Source organism: Actinomadura sp. NBRC 104425, from assembly GCF_030269545.1.
Classification (GTDB): Bacteria; Actinomycetota; Actinomycetes; order Streptosporangiales; family Streptosporangiaceae; genus Spirillospora; species Spirillospora keratinilytica.
This window is the reverse complement of sequence record NZ_BSTN01000032.1, coordinates 53,550-74,287: the sequence shown is the minus strand read 5'-3', so window position 1 is coordinate 74,287 and position 20,738 is coordinate 53,550. Positions and strand designations below refer to the sequence as shown.

Below are 20,738 nucleotides of genomic sequence, written 5' to 3'. Positions count from 1 at the left end.
CCTCGGTGGGGCTGCCGCCCTCGATCCACGCCTTGGCGGCGGGGGTCTCGTGGCCGAGGCCGAAAAGCTTGTCGAGGAACGCCCAGGCGAACACCCAGCCCAGCGCCAGCCGGGCGACCGCCCACACGTACCGTGCCGCGGGCGACTCGGTCAGCGGCTCCGGCAGGTGCGGACGCAGGGCCCGGTGCCCGCCGCTTGCCTCGCGACTGGTGACAGCCATCGCCATCTCACCTTCTCCGGGGGGAGTTTGTGTCACCACCGACTCAACCGCCCGCCCCGCCGACGCGATAGGCGCGCAAGACTCGCGATCGGCAGGACATTGGTCCCGTTCGGACGGCGGTCGCACGGCCCCAAAGTCCTTGTGTCCGTCGCGCGAGCCGCGCCGCAACCAAGATGCCGCTGGTCGGGGAGAAGGTGACGGGGCGGGCGCCACGGCGGCGGAGAAGGGGCGGCGCGAACAGGGCGTCTTGAGCCCAGTCGGCCCAGCCCGCGGGTTGCGACGCCGGTGCGCACGATCTTCGACCAGTCCGCCGCCGAGGAGGTCGCCGCCCAACCGCCCGCATGATGGATCCGCTGGAGGCCAGGCGCGAAGTTTCCCCATTTCCCTTGACACACTCTGCCGCCCGAATGAGGGTCAGAAATCCGATGTCACCCTTGGGCACCCCCGACCCCTGGAGGGCACCGCGGCGCTACAGTTCATCGACATTGACCCCGCGACCAACGTTCGTGGCAGAGAACGGTGACTTCATCTTCCAGGGCACGACCGTGACCGACCCCGCCACGTTGGCTGAGTCGCGCGGCACAGCCCGATCGCGGACTGCGAGTCGGTGGTGAGGCTCCCGGCGCGGATGCCGAGATCATCATGCTGGCGCTGGAGGTGCACGATGTCGGGGAACGCCCCGAACTTCGCTGAGCTGCTGGCCTCGGCGAAGTCCTCGGCGATCCACCTGGAGATGCGCGACAGTTACGAGCCGGACGGCCCGAATTTCCTGGCCTGGCGCGAGACGGGCACCCTGGCGGGCTTCGGCGAGGGCAGCAGGTGGCACAGCCTCATCGGCTCGGCCGTCGCCCGCGGTGTGACCGTCCGCCGGGCCCGCATCGTGTATGAGCCGGTCACCGACTACATCCGCTTCGAGCACGCCGTCATCTCGCTGCACAACATTCCGGCCGGCGAGCCGGTGCGGTGGCTGCCGCGTCGGCACGCCTCCGATCTCGCGCTGCCCGGCAACGACTTCTGGGTCTTCGATGGCCGACTGGTGAGGTTCCATCACTTCTCCGGCGACGGCCACAGCCTCGACGAAGAGTTCTCCGAGGACCCCGACGTAATCAAGCTGTGCACCACGGCTTTCGACGCGGTGTGGGAGCGGGCCGACCACGCCGACTACCAACCGGCCTGACAGGCAGCTTGCACCAAGCATGCCTACGTCGCCGTCGTCCTCGGTTCAGGCCGCCCACAAGGCGCTGGCCGACCATCTGCGAGAGATCAGAGTCGAAGCCGAGTCGACGGGGAAGGCGCTGGCTGAGAGGGCCGGATGGCATCGCACGAAGGTGTCGCAGATCGAGCATGCCGCGCGGCGGCCCTCGCGCAAGGACATCCGCACCTGGTGCCGTGTCTGCGGCGCCGACGAGGCCGAGGACCTGATCGCCAGGCTGCGTGACGTCCAGGGCGGCTATGTCGAGTGGAAGCGGTTGCAGCGAACGGGGCTCAAGCGGCTTCAGGAGGCAGCGCGGGTCGAGTTCGAACGGTGCCGGCACATGCGTGCCTACTGCTCTCAGGTGGTGCCCGGCCTGCTGCAGACCGCCGACTATACGCGCACGATCCTCGGAGGAATCCAGCGGTTCCGCGCGTTGAAGTCGCCCATGTAGACCAACGCGCGCGTCACCTCATGGGCGGTGTCGGGTATGGAAGCCGCCACATCGCAGCTCGATCCGGGGGTGATGTGCGCGGAGGTGGTCGGTGTTCGCCGCAGGCGGCGCCTCGGCCGGGCGGCGGGGTGTGCCGGACGGCCGAGGCGCCGGTGGTCAGGCTGCGACCAGGGCGGAGAGGTGGGCGAGCATCCGGTCGGTGTCGGGGGTGAGGCCGGTGAACAGGCGGAAGGCGTGCGCCGCCTGGAAGACGACCATCCCCCCGCCGTCCAGGGTGCGGCAGCCCGCCGCGCGGGCCTGTTCGAGCAGTTCGGTGCGCAGCGGGCGGTAGACCACGTCGGCGACCCACAGGTCCGGGCGGAGCAGGTCGGCCGGCACGGGGGAGCCGGGGTGGCCGGACATGCCGATCGGGGTCGCGTTGACCAGGCCGTCCGCGTGCCGGAGCGAGGCCGCCAGGTCGGCGACGGGCGCCGAGCGGGCGCGTCCCGGGCCGAAGTGCCGGGTGAGCTGGGCGGCGAGCGCGTCGGCGCGGGCGGTGCGGGTGTCGACGAGGGTGACCTGGTCGGCGCCCATGGTGAGCAGCGCGTGCGCGACGGCGGCGCCGGCGCCTCCGGCGCCGACCTGCACGACCCGGCGGGTGGCGGCGTCGGGCAGGCCGCGGGCGAAGGATTCGGCGAAGCCCGTCCAGTCGGTGTTGTGGCCGATGGCCCGGTCGCCGTCGAAGGTGACGGTGTTGACGGCGCCGAGGCGGGCGGCGTCCGGCGACAGCTCGTCGAGGTGCTCGATCACCGTCTGCTTGCACGGATGGGTGATGTTGAGCCCGGTGTAGCCCACTCGGCGGGCGGTGCGCACCAGGTCGCCCGCCGCGGCGGCGTCGACGCCGAGCTCGGAGATGTCGAGGATCTTGTACAGGTAGCGCAGGCCGTGGTGCTGCGCCTCGCGTTCGTGCAGGGCGGGGCTGAGGGACGAGCCGATCCCCGCGCCGATCAACCCGATCAGGTGCGCGGTCATCCCCGGCCCTCTCCGCCGATCAGCTCGGCCAGGTGCAGCAGCGCCAGCTCGTAGCCGTGCGCGCCGGCGCCGCAGATCACGGCGTCGCTGACGGCCGCGGTGTAGGACGTGTGCCGGAACGCCTCGCGGCCGTGGATGTTGGTCAGGTGCACCTCGACGGTCGGGACGTCCACGGCGGCCAGGGCGTCGCGCAGCGCGACGGAGGTGTGCCCGTAGGCGGCCGGGTTGATCACGATCCCGTCGGCGCCCTCCTGGACGGCGTCCACCAGAACCCCCTCGTGGTTGCTCTGGCGGAAGTCCACACGCAGGCCGTGCCGGTCGGCGACCGCGTGGCAGCGGGCTTCGATCTCGGCCAGGGTGGCGGTGCCGTAGAGGTCCGGCTCCCGCCGGCCGAGGAGGTTGAGGTTGGGGCCGTTCAGGACGAGGACGGTCGGTCGCATTTGCTCCCCGATACTCGTGGTTGTTCAGGCGATGCGGGCGATGCGGTCGCGGAGCGCGCCCGGTGGGGGCTTGAAGCGCTGGAGGACCTCGGGGTCGTGCCCGGCCACGATCAGGTCCGGGCCGTCGGCCAGCTCCCTGATCCGGTCGAACGCGCCGTACATGCCGGTCATGCTGTGCAGGATCGGGAACGGGCGGTCGGTCTCCAGGTTCTCGTAGAAGTGGACGGCGTCGGAGGCGAGCACCACGTGGCCGCGGGCGGTGCGGACCCGCACCACCTGCATGCCGGCGGTGTGCCCGCCGACCAGGTGCACGCTCAGGCCCGGCACCACCTCGGCGTCCCCGTCCACCGCCTGCAGCCGGTCCCCGGCGGCGCGCAGGCGGGCGAGGTCGTCGTCGCTGACCAGCCAGCGCTCCCGTTCGATGCGGCGCGCCCACGGGCCGGTCCAGTACTCCAGCTCCGCCCGCTGGACGACGTACCGCGCGCCGGTGAAGGCGGCGGCCGTGCCGGTGTGGTCGTAGTGCAGGTGGGTCAGGACGACGTGGTCGACCGAGCCGGGGGCCACCCCCATGCCGCCCAGGAGCGACACGGGGGAGGCGTGGTAGTCGATTCCGGCGAGCCGGTGGACCTGGTCGGGGGCGATGCCGGCGTCGACGACGACCGTGTGCCGGTCGGAGACCGCCAGCCAGACGTAGTAGGCGGTCGGGTGCGGTTCGTCCCAGCGTTCGTCGTAGCCGTGGAAGTGCTGGCCGCGCCGCCCGTCCCGGTGGGCGTAGCACAGCGCGTACACCCGGAAGGTATCGCTCACGCCCGCTCCGGCGCGGGGGCGGGGGCGGCGGCCGCCCGGCGGAGGCCGAGCTGCTCGGTGGGCACCTTGTAGGTCTCCCGGCCGGTCGCGACGGCGGCGACGTTGACCAGGCACAGGATCGCGGTGATGACCGAGACGCCCAGCCAGGCGTCCGGGCCGTCACCGGCGATGGCACCGGCGATGCTGGGGGCGAAACCGGCGATCGCGAAGCCGATCTGGGTGCCGATGGCCATGCCCGACAGCCGGACGCGGGCACTGAACATCTCCCCGTAGAAGGAGGGCCAGACGCCGCCGGTGGCGCTGTGCACGACACCGAACATCAGGATGCCGACCAGGAAGATCAGCGGGTAGTTGCCCTCGGAGATGGCCCACAGGTAGGCGAACATCAGCGCGGCGCAGCCCAGCGAGCCGCCGATGAACACCGGCTTGCGGCCGATCCGGTCGGCGAGGGAGCCGAAGAACGGGAGCGCGACCAGCGCCGCCGTGTTGGCGAGCACGCCGACCCACAGCATGGCCGACTTGTCCAGATCCATCGTGTTGACCGCGTAGGAGAGGGCGTAGACGGTGAAGATCGTGCTGACCGAGGCGATGACGGCGGCGACCATCACGCGCAGCACGTCGGCCCAGTGGTCGCGGAACAGGACGGCCAGCGGCTTCCCGGCGACGGTGCCCTGGGCGGCCTCCTGCTCGAACACCGGGGTCTCGGCGAGCTTCTGGCGGATGATGTAGGCGACCATCAGGACGACCGCGCTGAGCCAGAACGGGACCCGCCAGCCCCAGCCGTACAGCTGGTCGTCGGGGAGGGCGGCGACCGGCAGGAAGACCGCGGTGGCCAGGATCTGCCCGGCCTGGGTGCCGTTGAGCGTGAAGCTGGTGTAGTAGGCGCGGCGGTGGGCGGGGGCGTGCTCCAGCGTCATGGAGTTCGCGCCGGCCTGCTCGCCGCCCGCGGAGAAGCCCTGCGCCAGGCGCAGCGCCACCAGCAGGACCGGCGCCGCCAGCCCGATCTGGTCGTAGGTGGGCAGGCAGCCGACGAGGAACGTGGCCGCCCCCATGAGCGTGACGGTGAAGACCAGGACCTTCTTGCGGCCGAACCGGTCGCCGACGTGCCCCAGGACGAACGCGCCGACCGGGCGCGCGAGGTAGCCGACGCCGAACGTGGCCAGCGCGAGCAGCGTGCCGGCGGCCGGGTCGGAGTCGGGGAAGAAGATCTTGCCGAACACCAGCGCGGCGGCGGTGCCGTAGATGAAGAAGTCGTAGTACTCCAGCGCGCTGCCGATCCAGGCGGCCAGAGCGGCCTTGCGGGGCTGGCCCTGCGGGGGCAGCCCCGCCGTGACGGCGGTGGGGTGGTCGCGCACGTCATGCTCCTCGGGTGAGGGCCCGTGAGTACGAACTAGATAGTTAATTATCGGGCCGCCACGTATGCTCCGGTGTCCCGCGTCACATTGTCAAGAGGGCGGGTTCACCTTCACCTCGGACGATGCCCACCGTATGCCCGGACGGACGGTGCTCCAGGCACCCGGCGGCGCCTCGGATCCGCACGGAAACGGCGCGCATGCAGCGTCCGCACACATGCTGTCCGGTGGATCATGACGGGCCCGCAGCGGCGAGGTGGCCGGGGTGCTCCGGTCCGGTGGTGACAGGCGGGCCTGGCGTGGCGGGTGGCGATACCGCACCACGTTGCGGTGTCGGCGAGGCGGCCGCATCGAAGGCAGCACGCAGCCATCAAGATCCACCGGACACAACCCAGGGTCCGGTGGATCTTGATGGGCCCGCAGCAGCGGCGACCGCCCCCGACCGCGGTGCCGCGTCGGCAGGGCGGGCCGCCGCACCGGCCCCGCACATGGAGGCGGCGAACTCGCGGCACGCAGCGGACGATCCGGTCGGCGCCTCCACCCGCACTCGAGAGCCGGACGCAAGATCCACCGGATTTGGCCCAGCGTCCCGGCTCCCCGCAAGGGAACGGCGTGCACGTCGGACCAGGAGCCGCCCGCAGCCTGCCACCGGCCTGCGCGCAGCGTGCCGCCGTCAGGTCCAGGCGCGGGCACGCCGCATGCGGCGCCCGCACGCGCCGGTATCCAACCGACCTCGCCGTCGGGTTCCTCACCGTCCGCCTCGGCGCCTGCCTCCTCGGCCCCGGCGGCCTGCACCGCCGGCGCCCGCACGCCCGCAGCCCTGCGGCCGCAGCACGGCCAGCGGCAGCCCGGCGACGGTGTCCTGACCTGGACACCACACCGGGCACCGCTCCAGGGCACGGGCATGTTGACGAAGCGGCATGAGCGTCACCGTGACACCGCCGCCATGACACCGGTCCCGGGCGATCAGACCCGGGACCGGCGGCGGTCGTCCCACCCGCCTTCGGCCCGGCCGGCCACCCGGGGCCGCCGTGCCGACCAGCGTGGACCCCGCGGGCTGGTCTGCCGAGCAGATCGGGGCGTGTGAGCCCGATCTGCTGCGACATCTCCGACACCTGGCTTTTCGAGATGCCCGTGATGCCCATCTGGAGTGCGCCACCGGCCGCCTCGAGCGCCACCGGGCCGACGACAGGCCCTCCGTCCGCTACCGGGCCGTCCTCTTCCGGCTGATGCGGGCAGGTGTCCCGCGAGCCGGGCCGGTGCGTGCGGCCGACGAACCGAGATCACCGCCGTCCGTCGACGCGCTCAGCCGGTCTCGCCGCGCTCCTCCGCCCCTCGGCGGCCGCCCCCGGTGAGGTAGGCGACGACGGCCTCGCCGGTCATCTTCCGGTACCGGTCGCGGTGCTCGGGGGCGGTCATGTCGCGGCCGAACAGGGTGCCGAAGGTGTGCTGGTTGGAGATCCGGAAGAAGCACAGCGCGCTGATCATCATGTGCACGTCGATGGCGTCGGCGTCGGCGACGAAGTCGCCGGCGGCCCGTCCGGCCTCCAGGATCCGGGAGATGAGCCCGGTGACCGGCCCGCCGAGGTCGCCGAGCATCTGCGACTTGCGCAGGTACTCGGCGTGGTGGATGTTCTCGATGCTGACCAGCTTGATGAAGTCGCGGTGGGCGTCGTGGTGGTCGAAGGTCAGCTCGGCCAGCGTGCGGATCGCCTCCACCGGCGCCAGGTGCTGCACGTCCATCGCGGACTCGGCCTTCCGGACCTCGGTGTAGGCCTTCTCCAGGACGGCGATGTACAGCTTCTCCTTGTTGCCGAAGTAGTAGTAGATCATCCGCTTGGTGGTCCGCATGAGCGCGGCCATCTCGTCCACCCGCGCCCCGGAATAGCCCTTGCGCGCGAACTCCCGCTGGGCGACCTCCAGAATCTCGGCGCGGGTGCGTTCGGCGTCGCGTCGGCGCCCGTTCGGTGCGGAGGCGGGGGACTGGGACGACATGTGACTCCTGGAGAGGCTGCCGGACGACAGACCATCCTAGGACGGTCGTGATCGAACCCCCCTCCGGCGTCCGTCCCGCTCGGCGTGCTGGGCGGCCAGCCGGACGGGGGCGTTGGGCGCGCCGTATCCGCGGTACCCGCCGATGCGCTGGACGACCTCGAAGAAGACCCGTCCGGTGGTCGCGGTGTAGAAGTGCAGGAACTCGCCGTGCTCGTCGCGGTCGTACAGCAGGCCCAGCTCGCGCAGCAGGCGGTGCCGTTCGGCGCCCAGGTCGTAGCGCGCCTCCAGGTCGTCGTAGTAGTTGTCCGGGATGGCCAGCCGGGCGGCTCCGGCGTCCCGCAGCCTGCGGACGGTCGCGACGATGTCGGTGCTGGCCAGCGCCACGTGCTGCCAGGCCGCGCCGGGTGCGCCGTCGCGCGCGCCGACGTAGGCGACGTTCAGGGCGATCCGCACCCGCCCGTCCTCGGTGGACACCGCGCGGCTGCGCATCAGCCCGTACGGGTCGGGCAGCTCCAGGCTCTCGTGCGGTTGCAGGCCCAGGACGCTTCGGTAGAACAGCGACGCCTCCTCGAAGTGGTGCCAGGGCTGGGCCAGCGCGACATGGTCGATGTGGGTGATCTCCCCGGTTCCGGCCTCGCCCGGGTCCCGGCGGAAGTCGTCGGTCCAGCTGGGATGGTCGGGGCGGCCGGTGCGGCAGAAGAACAGCTCGGTGCCGTCCGGCGCGGCCACCGCGTCCAGCGGGACGTCCTCGGGCGCCCGCGTCCGCGGCAGCACGGGCGCCAGCAGGGCCTCGGCGCGTTCGACGGAGGCGGCCGGGTCCGGCGACTCCAGCCCGATGGCGCCGAGGACCGGGCCGTCCTGGCTTTCGGGGCTGCCGGTGTTGAGCAGGATGCGGGCCTCGTTCTGCTCCCACAGCTCGACGGGCTTGTGCGCGTGCACGCCCGTGCGCGCGAACCCGAGCGCGGACAGCAGGCCGCCGAGGGCCCCGGTGTCGGGCGCGGCCAGCTCGGCGAACGCGAACCCGCTCGGCACCACGGCGGGGGGCGCCTTGGCGAGCGACGCCGGTCGGGACTCGGGGGCGAGCCGCCGGCCGACCTCCTCCTCCAGGGCGACGAGCGAGCGCATGGCGTCCTGCGCCGTGCGCATCGCCGCGGCCTGCCGGAAGATGTCGTTGAACACCTCCAGCGACAGCGGCCCGTCGTAGCCGGCGCGCAGGACGTGCCCGACCAGTCCGGCGACGTCCAGGTCCCCCTGCCCGGGGAAGCAGCGGTAGTGCCGGCTCCAGTACAGCACGTCCATCGGCAGCGCCGGGGCGTCGGCCAGCTGCAGGAAGAAGATCTTCTCGGCGGGGATCGTCTCGATGGCGTAGGGGTCGGTGTCGCGCGCCAGGATGTGGAAGCTGTCCAGGCACAGGCCCAGGTTGGGGTGGTCGGCGGCCCGGACGATCCGCCAGGAGTGCAGGTAGTCGTTGACGTGCCGGCCCCAGGCCAGCGCCTCGTAGGCGATCCGGATCCCGTGCTCGGCGGCCCGCTCGGCCAGGACGTGCAGCTGCTCGGCGGCCAGCGCGTCGTCGTCCACGGAGTCGGGGGAGACGCTGGAGCAGACCAGCATGCAGGTCGCCCCGAGCCGCTCCATCACCCCGAACTTGTGCTCGGCGCGCCGCAGGTTGCGCGCCAACACGGGCGGCGGCACCGCCTCGAAGTCGCGGAACGGCTGGTACAAATCGATGGACAGGCCCAGGTCGGCGGCCCGGCTCCGCACCTGTTCCGGGCTCATCCGGCCGGTGACCAGGTCGTTGTCGAAGATCTCGACACCGTCGAAGCCCGCGGCCGCGATCGCGGTCAGCTTGTCGGGCAGCGAGCCGCTCAGCGACACCGTGGCGATGGATCTGCGCATGGTCCGCACGCCTCCAGTAATGAACGAACTAGTACGTTAGCCTAACCCACCGCCTTCCCCCGGAAACCGCCGAACAGCAGTACTGCCGAAAGCGGAAACCCCTGCCCGCCGCCCATCGGGCTGCTTGCGGACATCGGGACAGAGACCCTCATCGACGAAGGCGCGGACCAGCCTCGCCGTTCACCACCGTGCGGGCACTGCACCAGGCCATCAGCCGAGACCCGACGCCACCGCGGCACGTCCACACAGAAGAGGTCGGCCCGCCGGAGCAGAACCCCAGCGCACCGCCATCTCGCGGCCCGCCACTGGCACAGAAACCCGGCGTGACACCCCGCGATTGATCTGAGTGCGGACGGCAGGACGGTACGGCCGTCACCGGTGAAGGCAGGGACCTGCCCTGCCGTCCACAACATGCGAACACGGCACCAAGCCCTCGACCGAGGCACGGCACCGACGCGGCACGTCCCCACAGAGGAGCTCTGCCTGCCCCGCCCCGCGGTCGCCAGTGGCGCACGCAGGGTGGCCGCATGCAGCCACCCACATGACCACCCACTCCTACCCCTGCGATCGTGGGCTGCCATGAGCCGCACCACCACATGGACCGCTGCCTCCCTCCTCACCGCCGGCCTCGCCGTTGGTTTCATCCCCGTCTCCAGCCAAGGCTCCTCGTGCGGTTCGCCGTATGTGGCTTCCAGTCAGGACGACAGCGAGACCGGGGCGCCGACCGCCTGTGACGATGTGCGGTCGGTCGTGCGTGCGCCTGCGCTCGCGCTCACCATCATCGGTGGCGGCTTGCTCATCGGAGCGTTGGCCGCGCGCGGGTCCGGTGTGGACATGACGGGGCATCGCATGGTGCTGGGGCGGCCGGTCGGTCGTCGGCCGCCTCAGAGTGAGGACAGCTGACAGTAAGTCGCAGATCCCCGTTCCGCCCGTCGGCCGTCTGGTCGGCCAGCGGACGCATCTACCCCGGCTCGGATACTCGACGCCTGACCGCACTGGTGACGTTGCCGTACGCCCTCGCCTCGCCGAGCGCCATAGGCGACCCGACCCCATGCGTTGCCTGCCGCGTCAGTTTCCGACCATCACCTCAACCGGTCGCGCCGCACAAGCCTTCGCGGCGGGCGGTGCGGCGGGGGTTGTGGCCCTTCGCCGCACCGGCCCGTTCCGCTCGCCTTCGCGGTGACCGCGTCGAGCCCGACCGTCAGGTGGTCGGCTGCCGGGTGAGGCCCAGGTCGGTGCCCTTGGGTTCCTTGACCGCGGTGACGGCGGCCAGGGAGACGAGGCAGAGGACCATGATGTAGGCGCCGACGGAGTAGGCGCTGCCGGTGCTCTCCACCAGGGCCTTGGCGATGGTGGGGGCGAAGGCCCCGCCGAGGATGGCGCCGAGGGCGTAGCCGATGGCGACGCCGGAGTACCGGACCGAGGCGGGGAACATCTCGGCGTACAGGGCCGACATGGGGCCGTAGGACAGGCCGAGGCCGACGGTCAGCACGAGGATCGCGACGGCGAACAGCCAGATGCTGCGGGTCTCCATGAGCATGAACAGCGGGATCATCCACGCGAACACCAGCGCGTAGCCGATCTGGAAGGTGCGGACGCGGCCGATCCGGTCCGACAGCGCACCCGCGTACAGGGTGAAGACGAGCCAGCCGGCCGCTCCGGCGACGGTGGACAGCAGCACCGAGGGTCGCGAGTGGCCCAGCACCTCGGTGCCGTAGCCGATGAAGTAGGCGATCAGCAGGTAGCCGGCGGCGTTGTTGGCCACGAAGATCAGCGCGGTGAGCAGCACGTTCCTGGTGTTGCCGCGGAACAGGTCGCGCAGCGGCGCCGAGGAGGTCCCGGTGCGGCGGCGCAGTTCCTGGAAGACGGGGCTCTCGTCCACGGCGCGCCGGACCAGGTAGCCGATGACGATGAGGACGAGGGAGAGCAGGAACGGCACCCGCCACCCCCAGGCCTGGAACTGGTCGCGGGTGAGCGCGGTGCTCATGACCCACAGGACGCCGGTGGCCAGGATGAGGCCGATCGGGACGCCGATCTGGGGGAAGGAGCCGAACAGCCCGCGGCGGCCGCGGGGCGCGTGCTCGACCGACAGCAGGGCGGCGCCGCCCCATTCGCCGCCGGCGGAGAAGCCCTGGACGATGCGCAGCAGGATGAGGGCGATCGGCGCGGCGGCGCCGATCCGGCCGTGGTCGGGCAGCAGGCCGATGGCGGTGGTGGCCGTGCCCATGAGGAGCAGGGTCACCACGAGCATGCGCTTGCGGCCGATCCGGTCGCCGAACCGCCCGGCGACGATCGCGCCGAGCGGCCGGAACAGGAAGCTGATGCCGATCGTGGACAGCGAGATGAGGGTGGCCAGGCCGGAGCCCTCCTCGTCCACGGGGGCGAAGAACATCGGCCCGAACACCAGGGTGGCGGCCTGGGCGTAGATGAAGAAGTCGTACCACTCGATGGTGGTGCCGGCGAGCGTGCCGGCCAGGACCTTGCGGTCCTCGCGCGTCATGGACCGGCCGTCGTGCGCGGCGGCCGTGGGTGGTGCCAGATTGCGCGTCACGGTGTGCTCCGTTTCCTCTCCTCGGTTCTGGTGGCGCGGTCGAGCGCGACCAGGGCGGATTCGTAGGGGTGTCCGCTGGCGTGCTGGAGGCCGATCTCGCAGGGGCGGTTGCCGCTGAGGTGGGCGTCGGCCGCGGTCGCGGCCAGTTCGGCGGCCTCGGCGCGGGTGGCGCTCTCGGTCAGCTCGCGGTGCAGGAAGCCGCGGTCTCCGGCGAACCCGCAGCAGGTGGCGGCGGCCGGTTCGACCACCTCGTCGGCGATCGCGGCCGCGACGGCGTGCAGGTCGCCGGCGGTGCCGAGGTGGCGCATCGCGCAGGTCGGGTGCACGACGGCGCGCGCCGGCGGGCGGGTGACGGTGAGCTTGGGCAGCAGCTCGGTGCGCGTCCAGGTGAGCGCGTCGAGCACGGTCAGGGCTGCGTGCCGCGCGCGGTTGCCGGCGGTGAGGACGGCCGGGGCCTCGCGCAGTGCGCCCAGCGCGCAGGAGCTGGCGTCGATCACGACGGGCAGCCGGCCGCCGTCGGACCACCGCCACAGCCGTTCGACCAGGTCGTTGGCGGCGTGGGCGTGCGCGGCGCGGTAGCCCTTGCTGCTCCAGACGGTGCCGCAGCAGGTCCCGGCGACGTCGGGCGGCGTCCACAGCGCGACCCCGGCCCGGTCGGCGAGGGCGGGCAGGGCGGCCGTCACGGTGGTGGCGTCGGCCGCGCCGGGCGGGGCGCCGAAGATCCGATTGACGCAGGACGGGACGTAGACGGCCGCCGCGTCCGCCGGTCTGCGCCCGCCCGCCGGGAGCGCCGGGGCGGGGCCGGGAGTCGCGGCCAGCCATTCGGGGACCCGGGACGTTCCCAGGCTCCTGCGGGCCAAAAGGCTCGCCGCCCGGACGACGCGGTCGCCAGCGAGGTCCGCCGCCGGCCGGGCCAGGCGCAGCAGCGTCCGGGCCAGCCGCTCCGCCAGGGCCCAGCGCCGGGCGACGGCCAGCGCGGCCCTTTCGGCGCGGGCCCCGTGCCGCGCGTGCCGCAGGTCCTTCATCGCGTGCCCGGTGTCGATGCCCACCGGGCACGCCACGGCGCAGGACCCGTCGGCGGCGCAGGTGTCGACGGCCGCGTAGCCGTACTGCCGCTCCAGTTCGGCGTCGCCGCCGCCGCGGCGGGCGATCTCCCGCCGCAGGACGATCCGCTGGCGCGGGGTGGTGGTCAGCTCGCGGCTGGGGCACACCGGCTCGCAGAAGCCGCATTCGATGCACGCGTCCAGCACCGGGTGCACGGCCGGGAGGGTCTTGAGGTGGCGCAGGTGGGCGCGGGGGTCGTCGGTGAACAGGACGCCGTCGCCGAGGATGCCGCCGGGGTCGAAGGCGCGTTTGACGCGGCGCATCAGCCCGGTCAGCCGGGGCCCCCACTCGCGTTCGAGGAAGGGGGCCATGTTGCGGCCGGTGCCGTGCTCGCCCTTGAGGGAGCCGTCGAAGCGGTCCACGACGAGCGCGACGATCTCCTCCAGGCAGCGGGCGTACCGGTCCACGTCGGCCGGGTCGGCGGGGTCGAACACCATGGTGAAGTGCAGGTTCCCCGCCGAGGCGTGCCCGGCGACCGAGGCGTCGAAACGGTGCGCGGCCAGGACGTCGCGCAGCGCGACCGCCGCCTCGGCGATCCGGTGCGGCGGCACGCAGACGTCCTCGCCGAGCAGGATGGTGCCCGGCGGGCGGTTCGCGCCCAGCGCGGTGAGCAGCCCTTTGCGCACGGCCCAGTAGCCATTGGCGACCCGGCCGTCGCGGGTGAAGCCGCCGTGCAGGACGGTGCCGGAGACGACCTCGCGGGCCGCGTCCTCGAAGCGGTCGAGCGCGGCCTGCTCGGCGGAGCGGAACTCCACCAGGAGCCCGGCGTCGTCGGAGCCGATGGCGTGCATCCAGTCCGGGGCGCCGCCGATCGACCGGGTGGACCGCAGCGAGAGGTTGTCCATCAGCTCCGCGGCCTGCGCGCCGAGGTCCATCAGCGCGGGCACGACCGCCGAGGCGGCGGCCAGGTCGGCGAAGTGCAGGAAGGCGGTGGTCCGCCAGCGCGGATTGGGGACGGTCTCGAAGGTGATCTCCTCCAGGAAGCCCAGCGTGCCCTGGGAGCCGACCAGGAGGCCGCGCACGATCTGCGCCGGGGAGTCGCCGTCGAGGAAGGCGTCGAGCCGGTAGCCGTTGGTGTTCTTGATGGCGAACTTGGTCCGGATCCGCGCCGCCAGCCCGGGGTCGCCGCGGATCTCGTCGCGGATCGCGCGCAGCTCGGCGACCAGGGCGGGTTCGGCCTGCGCGAGCCGCCGGTCGGCGTCCGGCGCCGCGGTGTCGATCCGGGTGCCCGACGGCAGCACGATCCGCAGCGACCTGACCGTCCGGTAGGCGTTGGCGTGGACGCCGCAGGTCATGCCGCTGGCGTTGTTGGCCACCACCCCGCCCACGCACGCCGCCGCGCTGCTGGCCGGGTCGGGGCCGAGCATCCGCCCGTAGCGGGCGAGGCGGGCGTTGGCCCGGCTCAGGACGACGCCGGGTGCGGTCCGCAGGATCCTGCCGTCCTCCTCCACGGCCGCGCGGTCGAAGTGGCGGCGCACGTCGAGCAGGATGTCGTCGCCCTGGGCCTGGCCGTTGAGGCTGGTCCCGGCGGCGCGCATGACCACGCGCCGCCCGTGCCGCGAGGCGAACCGGAAGACCGCCGCGACGTCGTCGCCGTCGCGGGCCAGCACCACCACGCGGGGCGTCCGCCGGTACGGGCTGGCGTCGCAGGAGTAGCGGACCAGGTCGGTGGCCGAGGTCAGCACGTTCTCGGGCCCGACCGCCTCGGCGAGTTCGGCGATCCCGCCCTGCCGGTCGTTCAGCGGCACGCGACCACCGCCGCCCCGGTCGTCCTCGCCGCCGGGCGGCCGGCGGCGGTGGGCGGGCCGTACGGGCGCCCGGCCCGGCGGGCCGGTGCGGCATGGCGGAGTGGCAAGGGGGTCCTCCCGGAGTCGTCCGATGCGTGAATGTGACTGGGACCACTCTGGAGGAAGGCCGCAGGATGAAACAATGTCGTCCACGACCCTGATCTGCCGGAATCGGTGTCGGATCGCACACCTGGGGAGGCGCGGCATTGGCCACCATGGCGTTGGGGGACCTGCTGGCCGCGCTGCGGCCCGAACTCGTCCGGCTCGCCACCGGGGACCCCCGGCTGCCGGTGAGCGGTGTCGAACTCCTCGACGGCGGCGCCCCGGAACCGGTCGCCCCGCGGTGCCTGCTGCTGGCGCTCGGCCTGGACGCCTCCTCGGCCGACGGCGTCGCCCGGGCGGTCCGGCTCGCGGCCGACACCGGCGGGGCGCTGGCCGTCAAGTGCGCGGGCGGCCTGCCTCGCGGCGTCGCCGAGCAGGCCCGCGCGGCGGGGGCCGCGGTGGTGACGGTCAACCCGGACATCCCCTGGAGCCGCCTGTACGGCCTGGCCTCCACGCTGCTGGCCACCCGCCCGGCCGCCGGCGACGCCCCGCACGACCTCGCCGGCGGCGACCTGTTCTCCCTGGCCAACTCGGTCGCCGCGATCTGCGGCGGCGCGGTGGCGATCATGGACACCGAGCAGACGATCGTGGCCTACTCCAACCTGCCCGGCCAGCCGATCGACGAGACCCGGCGGGTCGGCATCCTCTCGCGCCGGGTGCCCGAGCACGCCCTGCCCCACCACCTCACCGACGAACTGTGGCGCAGCGACTCGGTCAGGCTCATCCGGCGCGACGGCTACCTGCCCCGGCTCGCCGTCGTCATCCGGGCCGGCGACACCGCCCTCGGCTCGCTGTGGGCGGTCTTCCCCGACGAGGACGCGATCGGCGACTGCGAGGCCGTCCTGGCCACCGCGGCCAAGCTCGCCGCCCTGCACATGCTCACCGCCCGCCGCCACCTGGACGCCGACCAGCAGGCCCGCAACGCCGCCCTGCACGAGGCCCTGCACCGGCCCGGCCCCGCCGACCAGGCGCTGCCCCTGCCGGGAAGCCTGCTGTGCCTCGCCGAGACCGCCGCCGGCCGCCGGACCGACCACCACGCGAGCCTGCTGCGCGCCATCGGCCTGCTCGAACTCGACGCCCGCTCCCTCGGCCACGAACCCACTTTCGGCCTGGTCAACGACCGGCTGTACGTGCTGCTGGCGGCCGCGCCGCGCGGCTCGGTGACCGTCTCGGCGCTGGCGGACCACATCCACCGGCGGGCCACCCGGCTGCTGCACACCGGCCTGCTCATCGTGCGCGGCGACCCCGTCGCCGACCCCGACGCGCTCCGCCGGGCGCGCGACGACCTCGACTGCGCCGTCGCCCACCTGCGGGATGCCGGCGCCCGCCCGGGCAGCTACGCGACCCGGGACCTGCGCGGCGAGATCGTCCGGCAGCGCCTGTTCCAGGCCGTGCGGGCGGACCCGAGGCTGCGCACGGGCATCGGCCGCGCCGTCACCGCGCACGACCTCGCCCACGGCACCGCCTACCGGGCGACGCTGCTGTCCTATCTGCGGAACTTCGGCGACGTCCGCGCCGCGAGCCGGGAGCTGACGCTGCACGAGAACACCGTCCGCAAGCGGATCAGGCGCGCACAGGAGCTGTTCGGGTTCACGATGCGGAACCCGACGCACCGCCTGCTGCTGGAGCTGGAGCTGGGCGCGCAGGCACCGGACGCCGCGTCCGGCGAGCCACCGTGAGGCGCGGTAGGCGGGGGCGCGGCGGGCCTGCGGCAGGTCGGCGAGCGGAGCGCGTCCTGCAGGCCCTCGCGGGAGGACGCGGTCGGCACAGCACGTCGGAGGAACCGGTGGTCGAGTAGACCGCCAGTTCGGTGGCGACCTCTCCAGGGTGACGAAGCCCGCCGCGGCGTCGCCCTCCGGCCCGTGACCGGTCGCGCTTCAGCCGGGCCTGGACGGCGCCGCGCGCGACGCCCGAGGGCGCGGGCCGTCTCCGGCACGCCCGCCCGCGGCCTGCGGAGCAGGTCGGTGTCCAGGGCGTCCGGCTCTTCGGCCATGCCGCCTCCGCCGAACTGGTCAATCCGACCAGCCGAAGCGCCGCTCTGCTCGACATTCTGTACATCTAGCCCATTTTCAGGGCGCACTGTTGCACACCGCGGCCGCGGCATTGTCTCCTTCGTGGCGATCCGTCCGGCGAACAGGACACGAGGAGGACCGCTCATGAGCACGGACCAGGCCCTGACCAGCCAGGAGCGGCTGGCGGAGCTCGACTACGACCAGATCCGCCGGCTCGTGGGGCTGGTCGACCACGACCCCGCGGGCGACCCGTTCCCCGTGACCGGGTGGGACGCGGTGGTGTGGTCGGTCGGCAACGCGACCCAGGCGGCGCTGTACTACCAGGCGGTCTTCGGGATGGAGCTGGTCGCCTACTCGGGCCCGGAGACCGGCAACCGCGACCACCGCGCCTATGTGCTGCGGTCCGGTGCGGTCCGGTTCGTCGTCAAGGGCGGCGTCGACCCCGACAGCCCCCTGCTGGACCACCACCGCCGCCACGGCGACGGTGTCATCGATATCGCCCTGGAGGTGCCCGACGTCGACCGCTGCATCCGCCACGCCCGCGAGCAGGGCGCGACGATCCTGGAAGAGCCCCACGACCTCAGCGACGAGCACGGCACCGTGCGGCTCGCCGCCATCGCCGCCTACGGCGAGACCCGCCACACCCTGGTGGACCGGTCCCGCTACACCGGCCCCTACCTGCCCGGCTTCGTCGCGCGGACGTCCGGCTTCACCAGGCCCGAGGGCGCGCCGAAGCGGCTGTTCCAGGCGCTCGACCATGTCGTGGGCAACGTGGAGCTGGGCCGGATGGACGAGTGGGTCGGCTTCTACAACCGCGTCATGGGCTTCACCAACATGGCCGAGTTCATCGGCGACGACATCGCCACCGAGTACTCCGCGCTGATGAGCAAGGTCGTCGCCAACGGCAACCACCGCGTCAAGTTCCCGCTCAACGAGCCGGCCGTCGGCAAGCGGCGCTCGCAGATCGACGAGTACCTGGAGTTCTACCGGGGCCCCGGCGCGCAGCACCTGGCGCTGGCCACCAACGACATCATCACCACGGTCGACGTGCTGCGGGCCCGGGGCGTGGAGTTCCTCGAGACCCCGAACTCCTACTACACCGACCCCGACCTGCGCGCCCGCATCGGCACGGTCCGCGTCCCGATCGAGGAGCTGGCCTCCCGCGGCATCCTGGTCGACCGCGACGAGGAGGGCTACCTGCTGCAGATCTTCACCAAGCCGCTCGGCGACCGCCCCACGGTGTTCTTCGAGTTTATCGAACGCCACGGCTCGCTGGGCTTCGGCAAGGGCAACTTCCAGGCCCTGTTCGAGGCCATCGAGCGGGAGCAGGCGAGGCGCGGCAACCTGTAACGGCGCCACCCGCGGACGACCGCGCACCGCCCGGGCGCCCTCCGCCAACAACCGCTGCACGCACCACCGCAGAGCCGAGCCTCCCGGCGCGGCGGCACTCGACACCGCCGCGCCGGGACACCCGCGGCCTTGCTCCACACCCCACCGCGTGCCCTCCCAGCAGCACCGACGGAGCCGACCACGGCCGCCGGAGGCGATGCGGCTGCACGCGGCGGCAGCGGCCCTCGACCACCGCAGCCGCCGCGCGCACCATCCGCACGAAAGCCGATCGAGCAGCAGCCCGACGAAGTGCCGCACCGTCCGATACCGCTCGACCAGCTCAGCCCGCCACGCGGCAGCCGCGTCTTGGTCGGTCTCGGGCACAACCGCCGCATCGTGGCGACCGCCGCTGTCGGCTTCCCCCGCAGCACCACCCGCTCGATCACCGAAGGCGGAGCGCAGCTTGGACAGGGGTCCGGCGCCGTTCGGCCGTGCCGCCCCGCTCCACCTCGGCCAACAGGTTGAGGTGATCAGCACGTCCAAGGCGTCGTCGACCACGGCGGCCTCCAGGAGCCAGGCGGTGGCCGACGACGCCACGGTGCAGCAGGGGCCTTGGACGCTACTCCGTACCGAGTCGGCGCAGTCGGTCGGGGCCGACTCGACCTTCACCCGCCCTGCACCCGGCCCCCGCTCCAGCTCCCGCACCAGCAGCCGCCCCGACGGCGACCGTTGCAGGGGGCAGCGCGCCAGAGGCGACGTCCCCAAACCCATGCGTTACCGACACAGTTCTCGACCATCGCCTCAGCCGGCGGCACACCGCACAGCCTTCGCGGCGGGCGGTGCACCGCACAACAGCGCGACTGCGTCCCCCGGCACCAAGGCGGCTCCACGCCCTCGCATGGCGACTGCGGCTTCGGGCGGGATCTGACCTGCGGCTTCCTCACCACGTCGGGCAGCGGAAGAAAAATCTTGAAATTCGACGTCACGGAGCACCCCGCGGATCGCACTCATCGGTACCGGCCGCCGCGCATCCGGGCGCGGCGGGCCCCGACCGCGAAAGACGAGGTGTATGCCGATGCCCGTCACCGACATCAAGGTCAGCGAGAGCATTCTGAAGAAGCTGGGGGAGGAGAGGCTCGGCGAGGTGTGCTCGTGCCTATGGCCGGTCGACTGCCAGACCTGCGGCCGTTTCCTCGGTGACGCCCCGCCGGCCCTGGCGGTCGACGAGACCCCGCTGATGGCGTCCGCAAGCCTGCATCACCTCGCGTGCCGACCGCCCGAGTGGAACGACAGTGGGTTGATCATCGACATTCACGAGGAGCACCTGAGCTGGGTGTCGGTGATGCTGATGTTTCCCGTCGTCCCTCCCGGCGGCGGGCAGGGGTATTGGCCGATGCTGCTGGTCAACCCGGGCCTGGAGTCGGTACCGATCGTCAAGGACGACCGGCGCGGCTACCAGGTGCTGCGCAGCGGCGTCCTTTCCCTGCACGAACTGAACGCCACCGGGCTGGGCATGGATGTGTCCGCGCCGCTCGATGACGCGGTCGCGACCCTGGCGGCCGACTCGGTGAGCGTGTCGTTCACCAGCGGGCCGCACCGCACCTACACCGCTCCGGCCGACGAACAGTTCCTCGATGCCGCCCGCGCGCTCGGCGGGGTCCTGGTCGGCGTCAGCCACGCGCTGCATCCCGACCATCTGGACACCACGGTGTTGAACCAGGCCATCCTCAACGGCTGGATCGGTGTCGGCCGGGTCCAGCTGCACGGAGCCTCCGCGTCCGCTGCCCGCCCGCGGACGCCCGACCGCCCCCAGGCGCTCTACACGCTGGAGTGGAACTCCAAGCACATGTCGGTCGGCCGGGTCCTGGGGCACGACACCGCGGACCTGACGATCCCGGAGGCGATGCGGTGGGCCGACGGCCTCATCGGCGCCGACGTCTCCTCGATCGGCTGGACCCCGGTCGACGACGACCGGACGGAGGAGGGCTGGTTCACCCTCGATGCGCTGTCGCTGCAGATGTACTTCCTGCGCCGGCACCCCGACGGGTGGCGTCTGGTCCTCGCCTACGCACGGGTCGCGGGCAAGACCGACGTCGAAACCGACAACGAGGCCAAGGCCTGGGCGATCAACCATCTCAAGCGCAAGGGGCAGCCGACCAAGCTGACCTGGACGCCCGGGCCGTCGACCCCCGCCGCGCGGACCCTCTACGCCCGGGCCTGACCGGTGAAACCCACGGCGGATCCCTGCGACCAGGCCCGGCGGAAACCTGCCGGGCTCGGCGGTGACCACAACCTGCCACCCGAGTACGCCGAACCGGCTACCGTCGGTGGCGCGCCGGAACGCACAGTGGCAGGTGTGGACTTCAAAGCGGTGTTCATGGCCGAGTACAACAAACTGGTCCGCTTTCTGATCACTCTAGGCGCAAGCCAGCACGAAGCCGACGACGCCATCCAGGCCACGTTCGAACAGGCCCTGGCTCAATGGC

Annotated in this window: 14 protein-coding genes and 1 pseudogene; 6 read left to right on the top strand and 9 right to left on the bottom strand. The window is 72.6% G+C overall.

What is annotated here, in order from left to right; all coding sequences use genetic code 11:
* Window positions 1-220: pseudogene (locus QSK22_RS29880) on the bottom strand (hypothetical protein); the annotation flags it as partial.
* A gap of 664 nt (window positions 221-884) precedes the next feature.
* Here QSK22_RS29880 and QSK22_RS29875 point away from each other — a divergent pair.
* Together QSK22_RS29875 and QSK22_RS29870 are read left to right on the top strand one after the other, a co-directional pair.
* A complete protein-coding gene (locus QSK22_RS29875) occupies window positions 885-1,397 on the top strand; it encodes a DUF6879 family protein (RefSeq protein WP_285497786.1) in 513 nt (170 codons plus the stop codon).
* A 19-nt stretch (window positions 1,398-1,416) separates the two neighbouring features.
* Window positions 1,417-1,866 carry a Scr1 family TA system antitoxin-like transcriptional regulator gene (locus QSK22_RS29870; protein ID WP_285497785.1) on the top strand — a complete coding sequence of 150 codons (450 nt, stop codon included), beginning with the start codon at window positions 1,417-1,419 and terminating at the stop codon, window positions 1,864-1,866.
* 156 nt (window positions 1,867-2,022) lie between these two features.
* Here QSK22_RS29870 and QSK22_RS29865 read toward each other — a convergent pair whose 3' ends face one another.
* From QSK22_RS29865 to QSK22_RS29840, 6 genes are all read right to left on the bottom strand, one after another.
* On the bottom strand, window positions 2,023-2,877 hold the full coding sequence (locus QSK22_RS29865; RefSeq protein WP_285497784.1) for a shikimate dehydrogenase: 855 nt from the start codon (window positions 2,875-2,877) through the stop codon (window positions 2,023-2,025).
* The gene (gene aroQ, locus QSK22_RS29860) at window positions 2,874-3,317 is read right to left on the bottom strand and encodes a type II 3-dehydroquinate dehydratase (RefSeq protein WP_285497783.1); all 444 of its coding nucleotides are present in this window, start codon (window positions 3,315-3,317) and stop codon (window positions 2,874-2,876) included. The genes QSK22_RS29865 and aroQ overlap by 4 nt, the downstream gene beginning before the upstream one ends.
* Before the next feature lie 24 nt (window positions 3,318-3,341).
* Window positions 3,342-4,124, bottom strand: coding sequence for an N-acyl homoserine lactonase family protein (locus tag QSK22_RS29855; protein WP_285497782.1), 783 nt, complete (start codon window positions 4,122-4,124; stop codon window positions 3,342-3,344).
* On the bottom strand, window positions 4,121-5,479 hold the full coding sequence (locus QSK22_RS29850) for an MFS transporter (RefSeq protein ID WP_285497781.1): 1,359 nt from the start codon (window positions 5,477-5,479) through the stop codon (window positions 4,121-4,123). Before QSK22_RS29850 ends, QSK22_RS29855 begins: the two co-directional genes overlap by 4 nt.
* A gap of 1,302 nt (window positions 5,480-6,781) precedes the next feature.
* Entirely contained in the window at window positions 6,782-7,471 is a 690-nt protein-coding gene (locus QSK22_RS29845; RefSeq protein WP_285497780.1) for a TetR/AcrR family transcriptional regulator, read from the bottom strand.
* A gap of 36 nt (window positions 7,472-7,507) precedes the next feature.
* Window positions 7,508-9,367, bottom strand: coding sequence for a bifunctional sugar phosphate isomerase/epimerase/4-hydroxyphenylpyruvate dioxygenase family protein (locus QSK22_RS29840; protein ID WP_285497779.1), 1,860 nt, complete (start codon window positions 9,365-9,367; stop codon window positions 7,508-7,510).
* A 579-nt stretch (window positions 9,368-9,946) separates the two neighbouring features.
* Between QSK22_RS29840 and QSK22_RS29835 the strand changes: the two genes are divergently transcribed.
* On the top strand, window positions 9,947-10,270 hold the full coding sequence (locus QSK22_RS29835; RefSeq protein WP_285497778.1) for a hypothetical protein: 324 nt from the start codon (window positions 9,947-9,949) through the stop codon (window positions 10,268-10,270).
* A gap of 298 nt (window positions 10,271-10,568) precedes the next feature.
* Here QSK22_RS29835 and QSK22_RS29830 read toward each other — a convergent pair whose 3' ends face one another.
* On the bottom strand, window positions 10,569-11,867 hold the full coding sequence (locus tag QSK22_RS29830) for an MFS transporter (RefSeq protein WP_285497790.1): 1,299 nt from the start codon (window positions 11,865-11,867) through the stop codon (window positions 10,569-10,571).
* Window positions 11,868-11,914: 47 nt separating this feature from the next.
* Complete coding sequence (locus QSK22_RS29825; protein ID WP_285497777.1) at window positions 11,915-14,770, bottom strand: FAD-binding and (Fe-S)-binding domain-containing protein; 2,856 nt, start codon at window positions 14,768-14,770, stop codon at window positions 11,915-11,917.
* 254 nt (window positions 14,771-15,024) lie between these two features.
* Between QSK22_RS29825 and QSK22_RS29820 the strand changes: the two genes are divergently transcribed.
* The 3 genes from QSK22_RS29820 to QSK22_RS29810 all read left to right on the top strand — a co-directional run bounded on the left by QSK22_RS29820 (window position 15,025) and on the right by QSK22_RS29810 (window position 20,473).
* A complete protein-coding gene (locus tag QSK22_RS29820; protein WP_285497776.1) occupies window positions 15,025-16,590 on the top strand; it encodes a PucR family transcriptional regulator in 1,566 nt (521 codons plus the stop codon).
* Window positions 16,591-17,067: 477 nt separating this feature from the next.
* Window positions 17,068-18,273: a 4-hydroxyphenylpyruvate dioxygenase gene (gene hppD / locus QSK22_RS29815; protein WP_285497775.1), complete on the top strand. Its 1,206-nt coding sequence runs from the start codon at window positions 17,068-17,070 to the stop codon at window positions 18,271-18,273.
* A gap of 1,054 nt (window positions 18,274-19,327) precedes the next feature.
* On the top strand, window positions 19,328-20,473 hold the full coding sequence (locus tag QSK22_RS29810; protein ID WP_285497774.1) for a hypothetical protein: 1,146 nt from the start codon (window positions 19,328-19,330) through the stop codon (window positions 20,471-20,473).
* Window positions 20,474-20,738 lie beyond the last annotated feature (265 nt).